Annotated in this window: 10 protein-coding genes; 7 read left to right on the forward strand and 3 right to left on the reverse strand. The window is 35.8% G+C overall.

Features of this window, described 5'->3' with window-relative positions; translation table 11 throughout:
- Positions 1-9 precede the first annotated feature (9 nt).
- Positions 10-2,808 (reverse strand): DNA polymerase I, encoded by a 2,799-nt coding sequence (gene polA, locus GOQ16_RS14295; RefSeq protein ID WP_160069908.1) that lies wholly within the window; start codon positions 2,806-2,808, stop codon positions 10-12.
- A 344-nt stretch (positions 2,809-3,152) separates the two neighbouring features.
- Positions 3,153-4,115: a hypothetical protein gene (locus GOQ16_RS14300; RefSeq protein ID WP_160069909.1), complete on the reverse strand. Its 963-nt coding sequence runs from the start codon at positions 4,113-4,115 to the stop codon at positions 3,153-3,155.
- Between the two features lie 231 nt (positions 4,116-4,346).
- On the opposite strand from GOQ16_RS14300, the gene rsgA reads away from it, so the two are divergent.
- The 5 genes from rsgA to GOQ16_RS14325 all read left to right on the forward strand — a co-directional run bounded on the left by rsgA (position 4,347) and on the right by GOQ16_RS14325 (position 12,225).
- Positions 4,347-5,267, forward strand: coding sequence for a ribosome small subunit-dependent GTPase A (gene rsgA / locus GOQ16_RS14305; protein WP_160069910.1), 921 nt, complete (start codon positions 4,347-4,349; stop codon positions 5,265-5,267).
- Positions 5,268-5,344: 77 nt separating this feature from the next.
- The gene (locus tag GOQ16_RS14310) at positions 5,345-7,171 is read left to right on the forward strand and encodes a hypothetical protein (protein ID WP_160069911.1); all 1,827 of its coding nucleotides are present in this window, start codon (positions 5,345-5,347) and stop codon (positions 7,169-7,171) included.
- Between the two features lie 37 nt (positions 7,172-7,208).
- Positions 7,209-8,996 carry a TrkH family potassium uptake protein gene (locus tag GOQ16_RS14315; protein ID WP_240141055.1) on the forward strand — a complete coding sequence of 596 codons (1,788 nt, stop codon included), beginning with the start codon at positions 7,209-7,211 and terminating at the stop codon, positions 8,994-8,996.
- Between the two features lie 24 nt (positions 8,997-9,020).
- The gene (locus tag GOQ16_RS14320) at positions 9,021-9,686 is read left to right on the forward strand and encodes a potassium channel family protein (RefSeq protein WP_160069912.1); all 666 of its coding nucleotides are present in this window, start codon (positions 9,021-9,023) and stop codon (positions 9,684-9,686) included.
- Between the two features lie 76 nt (positions 9,687-9,762).
- Positions 9,763-12,225 carry a YfhO family protein gene (locus GOQ16_RS14325; RefSeq protein WP_160069913.1) on the forward strand — a complete coding sequence of 821 codons (2,463 nt, stop codon included), beginning with the start codon at positions 9,763-9,765 and terminating at the stop codon, positions 12,223-12,225.
- A 39-nt stretch (positions 12,226-12,264) separates the two neighbouring features.
- Here the strand turns inward: GOQ16_RS14325 and rnhB are convergent, their stop codons facing one another.
- Positions 12,265-12,861, reverse strand: a complete 597-nt coding sequence (gene rnhB / locus GOQ16_RS14330; RefSeq protein WP_160069914.1) for a ribonuclease HII — start codon at positions 12,859-12,861, stop codon at positions 12,265-12,267.
- 139 nt (positions 12,862-13,000) lie between these two features.
- Between rnhB and GOQ16_RS14335 the strand changes: the two genes are divergently transcribed.
- Both GOQ16_RS14335 and GOQ16_RS14340 read left to right on the forward strand, forming a co-directional pair.
- A complete protein-coding gene (locus tag GOQ16_RS14335) occupies positions 13,001-13,744 on the forward strand; it encodes a hypothetical protein (RefSeq protein WP_160069915.1) in 744 nt (247 codons plus the stop codon).
- Between the two features lie 17 nt (positions 13,745-13,761).
- Positions 13,762-16,608, forward strand: a complete 2,847-nt coding sequence (locus GOQ16_RS14340; protein ID WP_160069916.1) for an outer membrane beta-barrel protein — start codon at positions 13,762-13,764, stop codon at positions 16,606-16,608.
- Positions 16,609-16,734: the final 126 nt, after the last annotated feature.

The raw sequence follows: 16,734 nt of genomic DNA on the forward strand, positions 1-16,734 counted from the left end.
TTTAAGACCTTAATGTGCTTCTAACCAATTGCTACCTTCCCCAACTTCAACTTCTATTGGAACGCGCATTGGTATTGCGGTTTTCATTCTTTCTAAGATAATATTTTTAAATGATTCAACTTCATTTTTAGGCACATCGAACACTAACTCATCATGCACTTGCATAATCATCTTCCCTTGTAGCCCTTGCTCTTTTATATCGTTTTGAATATTAATCATCGCAACTTTGATCATATCGGCGGCCGATCCCTGAATAGGAGCATTAATTGCATTTCGCTCCGCGAATCCTCTGACCGTCATATTTGCAGAATTGATGTCTCTTAAATAACGACGACGTTTTAATATTGTTTCAACATAACCTTTTTCTTTCGCAGATTCTACTGCTTTGGACATGTATTGCTTGATACCGTGATATTGATTAAAATATTGGTCGATAATTTCCGCTGCTTCGCGACGCGGGATACCTAAACTTTGAGAAAGTCCAAAAGCTGATTGTCCGTAAATAATACCAAAGTTTACAGCTTTTGCATTGCGACGTTGATCCGAAGTAACTTCATTGATGTCAACACCATATACACGTGCGGCAGTAGCTTTGTGAATATCGTGTCCTAAAGTGAAAGCTTCTAACATATTTTCATCTTGGCTCAATTCTGCCATGATACGTAACTCGATCTGCGAGTAATCGGCAGAAAGCAATACATGATTATCTGATCTTGGAATAAATGCTTTGCGCACTTCGCGTCCTTTTTCGGTACGAATTGGAATATTCTGTAAATTTGGGTTAGTCGAACTTAAGCGTCCTGTTGCTGCAACAGCTTGATTGTATGATGTATGAATTAAACCTGTGTTTGGATTGATCAGCGTCGGCAAGGCATCCACGTAAGTAGATTTTAACTTTTGAAACTGACGGAAATCCAAAATATCTTTAACAATATCCGATTTGTGGGCTAATGCCAAAAGCACATCTTCACCTGTTTTATATTGACCTGTTTTAGTCTTCTTCGCTTTAGGATCTAATTGTAATTTGTCAAATAAAACTTCGCCTAATTGTTTTGGAGAAGCAATATTGAATTGCACACCAGCCTTTTCGTAAATACTATTCTCAAGAGTTGCGATATCTTTTTGTAGTGATTCAGAAAAAGTCTTCAATGTGTCAACATCGATTTTAACACCATTTTTCTCAATCTCCGCCAACGTATACACTAAAGGAAATTCTACTTTCTGGGCCAGCTCATCTGTTTTTGTTTCCAACAAAAGGGGAGAGAGTCTTTCGTATAATTGCCACGTAATATCAGCGTCTTCAGAAGCGTATTCTTTGATTTTCTCAATCTCTACATCACGCATATTACCTTGATTTTTACCTTTTCCGCCAATTAATTCGGTGATAGAAACTGGGGTGTAGCGCAAATAAGTTTCGGCTAAAATATCCATACCATGACGCGTGTCAGGATCAATCAAGTAATGCGCCAGCATCGTGTCAAATAGTTCACCTTGCACATTTACGTCATATTTTGCAAGCAACAAGATGTCGTATTTAAGATTTTGACCTACTTTTTTGATGGTTGTATTTTCTAGAACTGGTTTGAAAATATCCACAATTTGTTGTGCAACTTCCTTGTCAGCTGGAGTGGGCACATAAAAAGCTTTGCCTTTTTCGTACGAAAAGGATAATCCAACGATTTCAGCAGTCAACGCATCAAGTCCAGTAGACTCTGTGTCAAAACAAAATATTTTTTGATTTGCCAAGTCATTAGCTAGTGCTTTAATTTTGCTGATTTCATCGACTAAAATGTACTCGTGTGTTGTATTGTGAATATTGTTTGAAGCAGTTGCAGGAGCTTCAGTCTCTTGATCTGAAATACTTGGAGTATCAGCAATTGGCGCAGCAAATAAATCCATTTGCGCAGTCGCTGGTTTACTATTCTCAACTACAGAAAATTCCTCGCCAAATACGCGTTTACCTAATGTTCTGAATTCCAATTCTGAGAATAAAGGTTCTAGAATTTCTTTATTTGGATCAATTACTTTTAGATTTTCTTCTTCCAATTCAACAGGGACGTCCAATAAAATTGTTGCCAACTTTTTGGATACCAAACCTTGCTCTGCGAAATTTATGACGTTTTCTTGTAGTTTACCTTTCAGCTTATCTGCATTCGCTATTATTCCTTCTACTGAACCAAACTCTTGAATTAATTTCTTAGCTGTTTTCTCACCAATTCCTGGGATTCCTGGGATATTATCCACGGCATCTCCCCAAAGCCCTAAAATATCAATGACTTGAGATACATCCGTAATTTCCCATTTTTCTAAAATTTCAGGAACGCCTAAAACTTCTGCTCCATTGCCCATTCGAGCTGGTTTGTAAATGAAAATATTTTCCGATACGAGCTGTCCAAAATCCTTATCTGGCGTCATACAATATACCGTGAAACCCTCTTGTTCGGCTTTCTTGGCTAACGTACCAATAATATCGTCCGCTTCGTAGCCATCTTTGGTTATGACAGGAATGTTGAATCCTTCGATTAATTTGAACACATAAGGAATAGATTTGGCTAAATCTTCAGGCATTTCTTGGCGATTAGCCTTGTATGCTTCGAATTCAATATGACGATTTGTAGGTGCTGCTGTGTCAAATACAACAGCCAAATGCGTAGGCTTTTGATTTTTCAAAACATCCAATAAGGTATTTGTAAAACCTAAGATAGCACCTGTATTCAAGCCATATGAAGTCAAACGTGGCACTTTGCTCAGGGCAAAGTAAGCTCTATAAATTAGAGCCATTCCGTCTAAAAGAAATAGTTTTTTCACCTAATATTTATTTATGTGTACTTACAAAGGTAATAATAATAGAGTGATGTAATATGAGGTGTTTTATGGGTTTTATGAAGAAAATTCAATATGATAATATGAATTAATTTTATCAATATTTATATAACTAAATCTCAGGTTGTGTTTCAATTGAATTTTTCATCTATTTAGTAAGGAGGTTATTATATTTTTTTTTAGTTGATAAATTAAATTATAAAACAGGCCGTCTAAAAAGGTTTCTTAAAGAAAGAACCCCGTCATTAAAAAAAATATAGACATGCCCCAAAAAGTGTCTAACTTTTGGGGGCACTCCATTCTGGACAGCTTCTTTTGAAAACAAAAAATTATTTAGTTGCTTGTAAATAATGAACTATAAAATTCTTATCTATAGTATGATTTGGGTGTGTTTTCGTTAAATATTCTACACTTTCTTTAGGTAATAACGTTATTTTTATACTTATTTTGATGTCGGTGTCTAGCCATTCCATAAGTTGGGCTTTTGAATATAAACTTGGTACACGTATTTCTCTTTCTAGGCCAATTTTTATCTCTTTTAATGATTCGGAATATGTTATTTGGTTCGGATAAAATGTTGTATAATATTCTCTATTGCCAAATTTATAGTTATTTATTATTGGTCGGCTATACCCTGGGTCTAGAACAAACCATTCCCCATCATTAATAGAAGCTTCATAAACTACTATTCCATTTTTGTAATATTCACTTATGTCACCAGGCTTTATAATTTCTTGAGCACTATTTGAGGAAAATATTGAATAAGTTGAAGAGCTGCTAGCTGGAACATATTGACTACATATTTCACAACTTTTCGAATATCCAAAATTTGTTTTTATTAAAATGCGTTTTTCAAGACCTCGTTTTGGAATTAAGGCTATTGGACTTCCCCAACCTTGATTGGTTTTGGGTCCGTAAAAATCCATATTAGATAGGTCAATATAAAAATCACCATTTTTTCCAATTTGAATAGTCGGGCTAGTAGCACCATTTAGAATTGATGATCCATGTTCTCCATTATTACCTGAATCTCCTTTATATCCTTTTAAACTTATGCCCGTTCCCCATCCACTTTCTGTTTTGGGTCCAAATAGGTTTCTTGATTCAATATTTAAATAATAGTCACCAACTCTTCCTGTAGTATCATTAGGATCTATTTGTCCAGAAAATATTGTACTTCCGTCCATTCCTGGAGGTCCTTCATTGCCAGGGTTGTTTTTCTTAGAACATGAAAGTATTAATGTTATTAAAAAAATTAGTGAAAAATAGACGAAAAAATAGTTTCTTTTCATTGGTTATTGATTAGGAATAATTGTTTGGTTTATAATTTTTTTTGTAAAATTACATTAAAATAATCCTTAATTACCTTTGGATTAATGATTATTTTAAAAATACTTAACTATAGGTATAACTAATTCAAATTAGGATAATTGCTCTTGTTGCATATCAATTATTATTCTAATTTATTTTTGCGACTTTTGTAAAATGTTGATACAAATCAAAGTTATTGCTTCATTTGCCCTATGAGAGGATTAGTTATTAAATCTACTGGTAGTTGGTATCAAGTACAGGATGAGCATGGAAACTCTTACGATTGCCGTATTCAAGGGAAATTTAGAATTAAGGGTATTAAAACGACAAATCCAATTGCGGTGGGAGATTGGGTAAATTTTGAACTTGAAGCCGATCAAAATACAGGTATTATTACAGTCTTGGAGCCACGTAGAAATTACATTATCCGTAAATCTGTCAATCTTTCGAAGCAAACGCAGATTATAGGGGCTAATTTGGACCAAGCTATTTTGGTCGTAACATTAGCTTCACCTCCGACTTCGATGGGGTTTATTGATCGTTTTTTGGTTACAGCTGAAGCGTATGGTATTCCGGCGATTCTAGTTTTTAATAAGTTAGATTTATTTAGTGAAGAAGGGTTAGAGATTTTAGAAGAATATAAAGCGGTTTACGAAAATATTGGTTATCCATGCTACCAAGTTTCAGCGATGGAAGGTACGAATATCGACCATATCATTGCATTGTTAAAAGATAAAGTTACATTAGTTTCAGGTCATTCGGGTGTTGGGAAATCCACATTGATAAATAGCATTGTTCCAGATGCGGCTTTGCGAACAGGACTTATTTCAGACTGGTCGGATAAAGGAAAGCATACAACAACCTTTGCGGAAATGATTGATTTGCCTTTTGGTGGAAAATTAATTGACACGCCTGGTATTCGCGAATTGGGTATAGTAGATATCGAGAAAAAAGAACTATCACATTTCTTCCCAGAGATGCGTGCATTCTTAAACAAGTGCAGATTTAATAATTGTGTACATATCAATGAGCCAGGTTGTGTGGTGTTAGATGCCGTTGAAAACGGTGAAATTGAACCTTCACGCTACGAAAGCTACATAAGTATGTATAATAATGACGATAATAGAAGTTAAATTGCTGCGATAATTCGTTGAAAACAAAATGCTTTGTCTATTGTTTTGTTATAAATCAATAAGCAAAGCATTTTTTTATGAGGCCAGTTTGGAAATGGGTACTTGGTATCATAGGCGCAATCCTGATCATTCTTATTTCAGTCGTATGGTATTATAGCCGAAATTGGAAACCTATAGTAGAGACAAAACTTAAAGAAGTCGTTCACAATTCCACTAATGGGCTGTATTCCTTGCACTATGATGATTTAGATCTAAATATTGGATTAGGTAATTTCACCCTTACCAATGCTGAATTAATTCCTGATTCTGCGGTTTATCAGAAAATGATTTTGACGAAGGATGCTCCGAATAATCGTTTTCATATTAAGTTAAAAAAATTAAAAGTACGCCGCTTCAATCTTATGGACGTACTCACCAATAAAAAATTACACATCAAGTCTATTTCTTTCGAAGAACCTAATATTCATTTGATGAGTGAATATCACGCATTCAATGACACTGTACGCACAGAACCAAAGAAAAGTTTGTATGAAAGTATTAAAGATATTTTTACTTCAATAAATGTGCGTGATGTAGATATTGACAATGTGCAGTTTAAATATTCTAAGTTTGAAGAGGGAAAGCAGAGTAGCATTGACGTGGATAAAGTTACCATAAAAGTGCACGATGTACTGGTGGATGAAACTTCGCTAGAAGATACAACGCGGTTTTTTTATACTAAAATGGTGGATGTAAGCGTACCTGGGTTTGAATATGATCTCCCAGATGGATTTTATAAAGTAAAATTCAAAGGGTTGAAGATTAATACACGTGAGCAAAATATATTGCTGACTGATGTGGATTTTCGACCAAAGATGAGTAAGGCGGCATTTTATAAACAAAAAAAACAAAATGTGACAATGGCTGAGCTCAAATTTGATACGTTGCGCGTGGAACGTTTAAATTTTCAGGCATTAGTAGACTACCAACAAACAATAGCGTGGAAAGTCCAACTTAAAAACGGTACGGTCGATTTGCATGCCGATAAGCGCTATCCAAAATTCCCGATTATCAAAATAGGACAATCGCCTCATCAAAAACTGTTGAAACTTAAAAAGCTATTGAGTTTGGACACCGTTATAGTTGATAACGTCACAGTTACATATCACGAAATGAGTGGTAAATACTTCCGAGAAGGCTTTATAAGTTTTAACAATGCTTCGGGAATGCTTACAAATGTCACAAACGATTCTTCTGCTCTAAAAAAGGATAAGTATATGCGTGCCGATTTGCGCGCAAAAATTATGAATGCTGGTAATATTCACGCCAAATTTGGTTTTGATATGCTGAGCAAAACTGGACAACATACCTATAGTGGCACGCTCGGAGCAATGAATGCTACTGCGTTCAATCGCATTCTAAGGCCTCTATTAAATGTGGAAATTGCTTCAGGAAATATCAAAAAAGTAGCTTTCAACATGCAAGGTACTGATCGCAAAAATTGGGGTGAGTTTCGTTTTGACTATGACGACTTAAAGATCAGTCTTCTAAATAAGAAGAATGAAAATGGGGAACAATCATCCAAAAAAGTAGTCTCATATCTCATTAATCAATTATTGATTAATGATAGTAACCCTGATAATAAGGGCGTATATACAATTGGTAAAGTGAATTATACACGCGTGCCTGAGCACACTTTTTTCAAAACAATGTGGCAAAGTATGCTTGACGGTATAAAACAATGTGCAGGAATTAGCAAAGAACGTGAGGCGAAATTGATGGGAGCAGCTGAAACGGGTAAAGGCGTCGTTGAAAAAGGAAAAGACATTGTTGAAGGGGCAAAAGATGTCGGTAAGAAGACAGGTAATTTTATCAAAGGAATTTTTAAGAAAAAAGATAAATCCGAAGAGGATTCTAAACAGTAATTGCTTGTAAAGTAAAGTATATTACTATGTTTGTATAATGGAATCCATAGCAAGTTTTCTAAAATATGTATTTCGTTATCGCGCTAATGTAGTCGATAAAGTCATGTTTTATGTGAGTGTGATTTGTATACTCACCGTCATTACACATGTAGGATATATTACAAGTCCAGAAATTGCTTTATACACCGAAAGGTCCATTGTAATAATGTTTTATGGACTTTTTTTATTGGATCTAATTCGTACAGGCTCATCTATCTATGCGAGTCGTAGGATTAATGTTTCTCAATATTCAGGAATTGCTGTCGTCGCTGGACTTTTATTTATCGTCTTAGCTCGAGTTACAGATGCAGGATTCTTAGATTATTTTGCGCGCGACGAATGGATGTATTTTGGCATAGGTGCAGTGTTTATATCCGAACTGTCCAAAAGCAGTTTATTTTTTGATAATTTCTATTTTAATCCGACTATCTTATTTGTCATTAGTTTTATCGGGCTGATTTTGATCGGGACGTTATTGTTAATGTTGCCTAGAACGACCTTACACGCGCCTTTAAGTTTTGTTGATGCTTTATTTATGGCTACCAGCGCGGTTTGTATTACAGGTTTGACGGTTGCTGATATTTCTACTAATTTTTCGCTTTTTGGACAAAGTGTAATTCTTGCGTTGATACAGGTTGGTGGTTTAGGTATAATGACTTTTACCGGTTTTTTTGGTTATTTTTTTTCTGGCGGTTTCTCCTACAAAAATCAACTGATGTTTGGAGAGATTCTGGGGGAGAATAAGCTGAATTCAGTGATTTCGACTTTGCTTACGATTATATCAATTACACTTTTATTCGAATTTATAGGTGCGGCGTTTATTTTCTTTTCACTGGATAAAGAACAGTTTACTACAATCGGCGAGCAGGTCTTCTTTTCTGTATTTCATTCCATAAGTTCGTTTTGTAATTCTGGGTTCTCCATTCTTCCAGAAGGAATTGGAAATGATAATTACCGTTTTAATTATGGTTTTCAAATCGTACTCGCTTTAATATTTGTTTTAGGCGGAATGGGCTTTGGAACGGTGTACAATTTTTATACCTACGTAAAATCCCAAATCCAATCTTTATTTCAAGCCATTGTAAACAAACAACGTTATAAGCACAAGGCACAGCAATTTTCATTTAACACAAAATTTATTGTGCTCTGTAATATGATTGTGCTGTTCTTGGCGACGGTTTCCTATTATGTGATGGAGCAAAATTATACACTCACAGAAGATAAAACCGCTGCTGGTGAATGGGTGACTTCGTTTTTCATGGCAAACGCCTCGCGATCCGCGGGGTTCAATAGTGTAAATATTAGCTTTCTCAATATTCCTACCTTGATTATGATTACGACCCTAATGTGGATTGGTGTTGCGCCAGGTTCTACAGGAGGAGGAATAAAAGTGACGACATTGGCTTTAGCTTTTATGAATATTATAGCATTAGCGCGAGGAAAGGATTCAATTGAAATTTTTAAAAGAAGAATAGCCGCAGAATCGATTAATAAAGCTTTTGCGATTATAATTTTGTCAGTGTTAACTATTACGTTATCATTTATTTTGTTGAATGTGACAGATCCTGAAAAGCAAATGATTCCATTACTCTTCGAGGCAGTATCAGCTTACACAACCTGTGGATTGAGTATGGGCGTTACGCAATCATTAAGTGCAGCTGGTAAAATAATAGTTATCGTGACGATGTTTGTTGGACGGGTTGGGATGCTAACACTTTTGGTGGCATTTATAAAGAATACAAAAAACAAAAGTTATATTTATCCTACGGAGAAGTTACTTTTCTAGTTTTTCACGTGAAAAAAATCAAGAATGAAATATATAATTTTGGGATTGGGGCATTTTGGACGTTCGTTGGGTATTCACCTGACGGAATTGGGACATGAGGTAATCGGTGCTGATCTCAATATTCAAATTGTCGAACAGTTAAAAGATAAAATCACACATACCGTTTGCCTAGATACTACCGATCGGGAGGCTGTGAGTTCGCTGCCGCTTAAAGATTGTGATGCGGTGATTGTAGCGATTGGAGAAGATGAGGGAGCGACGCTGATGACAACAGCACTAGTAAAACAATTGGGTGTGAAGCGTATTATTGGACGTGTAGTTTCTGATCTGCAGCGCACAGTGATGGAAGCGATGCAAATCGATGAATATATTATGCCCGAAGAGGAGGCTGCAGAGCGACTAGCCATGCGATTGGACAATATTGATATTGTTGATTCGTTTAAAGTATCCGAACGCTATTCCATCATTGAAACCAAAGTGCCGCGCAAATATGTGGGCATGACATTGCAAGAAGCAAACCTGACAAATAAATATAAAGTCATCGTGCTAACAACGGTAAAGGTTACCGAAAACTCGCATAAAGAGGCTTCGGGTATTGCAAAGTCTGATACTGTTTTGCAGGAAAACGATTTGTTGGTGCTTTTTGGCGAATTATCCGATATTAAAAAGTTAATTGAAAAAGGAAACTAATCAACAAAGTCTAGGTAAATATTAAAATCAATTCTATATTTTTGGACTTTGACAAAAAATAACCGCTAAATTATTCATGAAAAATTGGTTTAAGGAAAACTCCTCGCATTTAATCGTTGTTGCAATATTTTTTGCGTTAGTGTTTTTTTACTTTTCCCCGGTATGGCAAGGTAAAACACTATCACAACATGACGTGGTACAAGCAATGGGTAGCCAAAAAGAGCTTTTTGATTTTAAAGCGAAAGATGGTACAGCACCACAATGGACAAACTCTATGTTTGGTGGTATGCCGACATTCCAAATTTGGTACCATCATTCTACAAACGTAGCAACGTATATCAGTAACGCTGTAAAATCAGTTTTTCCATTGCCTGCCGATGTAATATTGATTTATTTATTAGGGGGATATTTTTTGTTAAGTGTATTGCGTGTTAAGCCATGGTTGGCTGCAGTTGGTGCAATTGCCATAACTTTTTCTTCTTACAACTTCATTTATATTGAAGCGGGACATGTTAACAAAGCCTATGCCATTGCTTACTTAGCTCCAATTATTGGAGCAGTAATAATGTGTTATCGAGGCAATAAATTATGGGGTGCTATTTTATTGGCTTTATTTCTAGCATTAGAAATTAGAACGAACCATGTTCAAATGACGTACTATCTGTTTATAGCGTTGTTAGTGTTCGTGGGGTTTGAATTATATTATGCAATTCGTGACAAGAAGTTACCCGAGTTTGCAAAAAACAGTGCTATTCAATTAGGTGCTGTTTTGGTTGCAGTGGCGGTAAATGCAACGGTATTATTTCCGACATATGAATACAGTAAGTTAACTACGCGTGGTAAAGCAAATCTTGCGAAGACGGAGGATGGAAAATCATCTGCCGGACTCGATAAAGATTACGCTTATGCATGGAGTCAAGGTATAAGCGAGAATTTAACATTAATAATTCCGAATGCCTTTGGGGGAAAATCGGGAGGTCTTTTAGATGAAAAATCTCATGTGGCTAAATTTTTCACAAACATGGGGGCAACTCAACAACAGGCTGTTCAATATGCTCAAAGTATTCCTACTTATTGGGGAGATAAATCTTTTACTTCAGGACCGTGGTATTTTGGCGCGGGTGTCATAGCTTTATTTATATTGGGTTTATTTATTGTTAAGGATCGATTGAAATGGTGGATACTTTCTGCATTTATTTTAACGATGCTATTGGCTCTTGGGGAAAACTTCCCATTGGTTATCGATATTTTCTTTGATTATTTCCCTCTCTTCAACAAGTTTAGAGCTCCTGAATCTATTTTAATTATTCCGTCAATATTAGTTCCTCTTTTGGCAGTATTAGCGGTTCACGAATTAATAAATCGAAAAGATGAAATTGTAAATTTAGATAAAAAGATACTATATAGTTTTGGATCAGTAGCAGTAATCTGTTTGCTGATTGCAATTGTACCAAGTATTTTAAGCTTTAGAGTTTCAGATCACCAAGGTTTTGTAGCTATGCTTAGCCAACAACTGGGTGATGCTGGAATGGCTAACCAATTAGCGGACGCATTGGTAAAAGATAGATCAAACTTGGCATCGGCTGATGCTTGGCGCTCGTTCTTTATTGTTGCTGTTGTTTTGGCTTTAATATTTGCCTTTATCAAAAAGAAATTATCTGCTACTGTCCTCATAATTGCCATTGGTACTGTGACGTTGGTAGATCTTTGGACTGTTGATAAGCGCTACCTAAATAATGATACATTTGTGGATAAAAGTGTTTACAGAAATCCTATTGAAGAGCGTGAAGTTGATCAATTGATTAAAATTGATAAGGATCCAAGTTATCGCGTATTGGATTTGACTACCAATCCTTTCTCGGACGCTAAAGCTTCTTTCTTCCACAAGAATTTTGGCGGTTACCATGCAGCAAAATTAATGCGCTATCAAGAAATCTTAGAACATCAATTCAATGGCGCAATCAATGAGGACGTGTTGGATATGTTCAACGTGCGCTATTTAATTACAAAGGATCCTCAGAATAATGTCGATAGAATTCAACGCCGTTCGACAGCTGCTGGAAATGCTTGGTTTGTGGATAGAGTGACTTTTGTAAAAGATAATAACCAAGAAATGCAGGCGATTAGTAGCTTTGATCCATCAAAAGAAGCTTTCGTGCATGAAGAATTTAAGTCTAAGATTGACGAAAAAAGATTGGGCTTAGCGAATAATGCTTCCATCAAGTTGACCTCTTATCATCCAGACAAAATGGAATATGAGTATTCTGCTCCAAATGATGTGTTCGCGGTATTCTCGGAAGTATATTATGAAAAAGGATGGAAGGCGTATGTAGATGGCGAAGAAGTTCCGATTCTACGTGCAGATTATATCTTGCGTGCATTGCAATTGCCTGGAGGAAATCACAAAGTAGAATTTGTATTCGATCCAGAGACAGTAAAAATTAGCAGTATTATATCGTTGATAGGATCTATAATATTGGTTTTAGGATTTATTGGAGGAATTTTCCTTACCTACAGAAGAAAACAAAAAGTAGCATAATAGCAAAAATGGCTTTTCAATCGAAAAGCCATTTTTGTTTTAAAACAAAGTCAGTTGCGGTCTAGTCACTGTAAAAGTCTTACGATGATGCGGTGTGAACCCCAGCTCCAATACAGTAGTACGGTGCTTCACTGTTGGATATCCTTTATTTGTAGCCCAATCGTAATGTGGGAAATCTTTTCCTAGTTCTACCATATAATCATCACGATAGGTTTTTGCTAATATAGAAGCTGCCGCAATAGACAAATATTTTCCATCACCCTTAATAATGCATTGGTGTTGCACATTTTTGTACGGAATAAAACGATTACCGTCTATCAGTAGCAACTCGGGTTGTACCGTAAGCGCATCCAATGCGAGGTGCATCGCTTTGTAAGAAGCGTTGTGAATATTTATTTTATCAATTTCTTGGGGACTAACGGTCATTACTGCAAAAGCCAAAGCATCACGTTCTATTATTGGTCTCAATTCCATTCTTTTCTTTTCCGAAAGCTTTTTCGAATCATTGAGAATCGGATTGTAATATCCTTTTGGAAATACAACAGCAGCTGCAAAAACTGGACCTGCGAGACATCCTCTTCCTGCCTCGTCACAACCTGCTTCGACTAAATCTTCTTGATAATGTGATAATAACATACTTTCTAATCTGTAACTTCTCTGTGATAACACAAAAAATTGTAGTCGATACAATAACTAATTGTTTTTTTTGTATCTCGATTAAACTTTTCAATAATTGAACGGTCTAATTCATTCGTAAAAATAAGTAGAAAAACTAATGTATAAGCTTTCTTTTCTTTTATTATGTGTTATTCTGCCTAATCTTACATTTGCACAGAAAAACAAAAAAGTGAATTATACCTTCTCCAAGGCGGAGAATATTTCAATTGATGCAAGTTTAAACGATTGGGATGGACATTTGACAACTGTTCCTGGCGATCTATGGTCTTTTGCGGTAGCTGAACAAAATAATGAATTGTTTGTTGCTATTGTTGTCAAAGATTTGCAGTTGCAGCGTGAAGCTTTTCGTGGTGGCTTATTTGTAGATATTAGCTATACAGACAAAAAGAAAGAAGGAGCTCGATTGCAATTCCCTTATTGGGACAGGGAGCGCAGGAGAGCTTTGGCTAATGATGAAGAATTAGCGAATAAAAATTTTGAAGAAGAGCTTCTAAATAATGTGAATGGTTATTTTCTGTCGGGGTTTGGACGTGTGCGTGATGGTGTGTTAGCAATTAACAACGATTATAATATACAGGCAAAAGTTAAAATAGATAGTAATAAATGTTTGGTTTACGAAGCTAGGATACCTCTGGGCTTAGTTGGACTAAAAACTAATGATTTAGCAATTAACTTGGGTATAAATACATATTATAACCAAATGAAAAAAATTGCTTCTAATTCAAACAGAAATAGAAATATGTCTCCGATGATGATGGGAAGACCAACGATGAGTAACACACTAAAAAATCCATTTTCGAGCGATACAGATATTTGGGTTTTTGATAAAATAAAAAATTAGTTATATACATATACATTATGAAGTTTTATAGTGCTTTAATAGCCGTATTATTCTTGAGTCTAGGTTTTAACCTACAAGCTCAATCCAACAAGGTAGTTCAAGGTTTACTACGTGATTCCCTATCTCGAATAGTATCTGGAGCTACAGTGCAATTTATATCTGAGACTGATACTTTGCGTACCAGCTCATCAGTAGGAGGTATCTTTACCTTCAACAATGTCAAAGCAGATAAATTCAAAATCAAAATTGCGAGTTTGGGTTTTGAACCATATGAAAATGAGTTTACTTTCCCTGCTGGAGAAACAAGAATGTTGGTTCCTACTATTCAGCTGGCTCCGATTTCAAATATGATTGAAGAAGTTGTTGTAGCAGGCGTTGTTACCATTCAAGTAAAAGGTGATACTGTTGAATATGCTATGGACAACTTAAAGTTGCGTCAAGGTGCTGTGGCAGAGGATGCTTTGAAAAAATTACAAGGCGTAGATGTAGATAAAGACGGTAATGTAACTTCCCAGGGTGAGCAAGTTACGCGTGTACGTATCAATGGTAAAGATTTCTTCGGTGGTGATGTGAAAACGGCAACACAGAATTTACCAGCAGATATTATCCAAAAAATCCAAGTTGTGGATGATTTTGGGGATATGGCAAATTTGACTGGTAATAAATCTGGGGAATCAACAAAAGTGTTGAATATTCAGATTGATCCGAAATACAATAACGGTTATGCTACGACAATACGTGTTGGTGGAGGTACAGAAGAGCGCTATCAAACAACAGGTATGTTTATGGGATTTAAAGCAAATTCCCAAATTTCAGTTTTGGGAAATCTAAATAATATGAACGCTCCTTTATTTGACTTTAATGCAATGGGTGGTGGCGCCCGTGGTCGTCAAGGTGGCGGTGGCGGCCGTGGTGGAGGTATGTTTGGAGGTGCTGAAGGTATTACAAACACAGGGTCAATTGGTATTAATGTTCGCCATGATTTCTCTGAAAAATTGAAGACTTACGGTTCGTATTCGTACGGACGCGATGATAATAATACATTATCTAATTCCTTTACAGAGTATATTGGTCAGAACTTAACAGAAGGTGATACGACTAATAACAATAGTATTCGTGGTAATCATCGTTTTGAAGGAAATTTAGAGTGGAATATTACTGATAAGGATTATATCAAAATTACACCACAAGTTGGATTCAACGATAACTCTACAAAAAATTTAGCGAATTCAATTTTATACAATAATTCGGCATTAGATTATACGCAGTTGCAGTTAGCAGACAACGAATCTACTAGTCCTCGCTACAATTTCTCTGGACTATACAATAGAAGATTGAATGATAAGGGGCGAAACCTATTTTTCAATTTTAATTATGATAATGCATCGACGACTAACGAATACAATCAGGTTTTAGATCGTTTAACATATGATCCATCGAATCAAAATACACCAATTGGTGAGATTTACGAGCAAACTATCCGTGAAGCATTAAACAAAAGTTGGAATGCTGGTGCTTCAGTTTCGTATTTAGAGCCTTTATCAGAAAAAAGTAAATTAGAATTGGCTTACGATTATAATACAAATGATTATGATAATGAGGATAAACAATCTGCTTTTAATGAGAATGGTAGTGCTTTGCCAGATCAAAAATTGAATTTCAATTACGATTATGACTATGGATTCACCACACACAGATTTGGTGCAAGCTACATGTTTGAGAATGACAAAGTAAAATATTCATTAGGAGCTGCAGTTCAACCATCTCTATTAAAAGGTACAGCCAAATCATTATCCAATAATGTGAATATCGATCGTTCTAATTTGAATATTATTCCAATTGCACGCTTTGAATATAAATTCTCTCGTCAATCAAATATTACTTTCAATTATTCAGGCCGCTCAACTGAGCCAGGGATTTCTCAGGTATTACCTTTTGAAGTAAGTACAAATAGAACGACCACGACGCTAGGTAACCCGAATTTGGATCCAGAGTTCAGACACTCTATGAATGTGAGATTAAGAACGGGTGATTTTCAAAAGGGCAAGTCTTTCTTCGCGATGTTGCGCTCGGAGATTACACAAGATAAAATTGTTACGTTAAATAAACGTTATAGAGATCAGCCTACTGACCCGAATGTAATTTCATCAGGAATTGTACAAGAAATAGGTTACATCAATGAATCGGATCCGGTATACAATATAAATTCATTTTATCACTGGTCTAGATCATTGAAAGAGAAGACCTATAATATCATGTATGGTGGTGGCGTGAGCTATGCACGTACAATTTCTTACTTGACAGATAATGAGAATGCAAGTTTAGTAAATAATGTAGCGGCTACTGGATTCGATAAGGGAGTCAATAATAATACAACCTTAACGCAAATGTTATTTTTTAGATATAATCCATCAGAGAATTTAGAAATCAATCCAGGTGTACGTTATAATTATACATGGACGAGCTCTACTTTACCTGATTTTGCAGCTGCTAATACACAGAAGATAGTTCCAAATATTGTTGGTTCAGTAAATTTAACAGCGAACACTATTTTTGGTGCTGATGTTTCTAAAGAATTTAACTCTGGATACCGTACTAATGCGAATCCATTTATCATCAATTCGTTCATTGAACAAAGATTCTTGAAAGACCAACGTGCCACTATTCGTTTCCAAGGATTTGATATATTGAATCAACAAACGAATATAAATCGTACTGTAGGTGAGATATTAAGAGATAGCCAAACAAATCGTTTAGCAAGATATTTTATGTTGACATTTACATTCAAATTGCAGAAATTCTCTGGAATTAATCCTATGCAAAGTGAGAATCAATTCCCAGGACATAGACGCCCACGAATGTAATTTCAACGTCTTATAAATCAAACGGCTGTATCTTCATACAGCCTTTTTCTTTGGTGCGCCCGGCATGGGCGATAACTCTAGGGTGCAAGTCCCGAACACGCCATTACAGTTGGAAGTGTTAGCCGA

Origin of the sequence: Sphingobacterium bovisgrunnientis (genome assembly GCF_009829085.1) — a bacterium.
Lineage (GTDB): Bacteria > Bacteroidota > Bacteroidia > Sphingobacteriales > Sphingobacteriaceae > Sphingobacterium > Sphingobacterium bovisgrunnientis.

What these genes read in the sequence shown, in the direction of transcription:
- GOQ16_RS14320 (WP_160069912.1), top strand. Translation starts at nt 9,021, where the DNA reads ATGAAATATATAATTTTGGGATTGGGGCATTTTGGACGTTCGTTGGGT.
- GOQ16_RS14335 (WP_160069915.1), top strand. Translation starts at nt 13,001, where the DNA reads ATGTATAAGCTTTCTTTTCTTTTATTATGTGTTATTCTGCCTAATCTT.
- GOQ16_RS14300 (WP_160069909.1), bottom strand. Translation starts at nt 4,115, where the DNA reads ATGAAAAGAAACTATTTTTTCGTCTATTTTTCACTAATTTTTTTAATA.
- rnhB (WP_160069914.1), bottom strand. Translation starts at nt 12,861, where the DNA reads ATGTTATTATCACATTATCAAGAAGATTTAGTCGAAGCAGGTTGTGAC.
- rsgA (WP_160069910.1), top strand. Translation starts at nt 4,347, where the DNA reads ATGAGAGGATTAGTTATTAAATCTACTGGTAGTTGGTATCAAGTACAG.
- GOQ16_RS14310 (WP_160069911.1), top strand. Translation starts at nt 5,345, where the DNA reads ATGAGGCCAGTTTGGAAATGGGTACTTGGTATCATAGGCGCAATCCTG.
- GOQ16_RS14315 (WP_240141055.1), top strand. Translation starts at nt 7,209, where the DNA reads ATGGAATCCATAGCAAGTTTTCTAAAATATGTATTTCGTTATCGCGCT.
- GOQ16_RS14340 (WP_160069916.1), top strand. Translation starts at nt 13,762, where the DNA reads ATGAAGTTTTATAGTGCTTTAATAGCCGTATTATTCTTGAGTCTAGGT.
- GOQ16_RS14325 (WP_160069913.1), top strand. Translation starts at nt 9,763, where the DNA reads ATGAAAAATTGGTTTAAGGAAAACTCCTCGCATTTAATCGTTGTTGCA.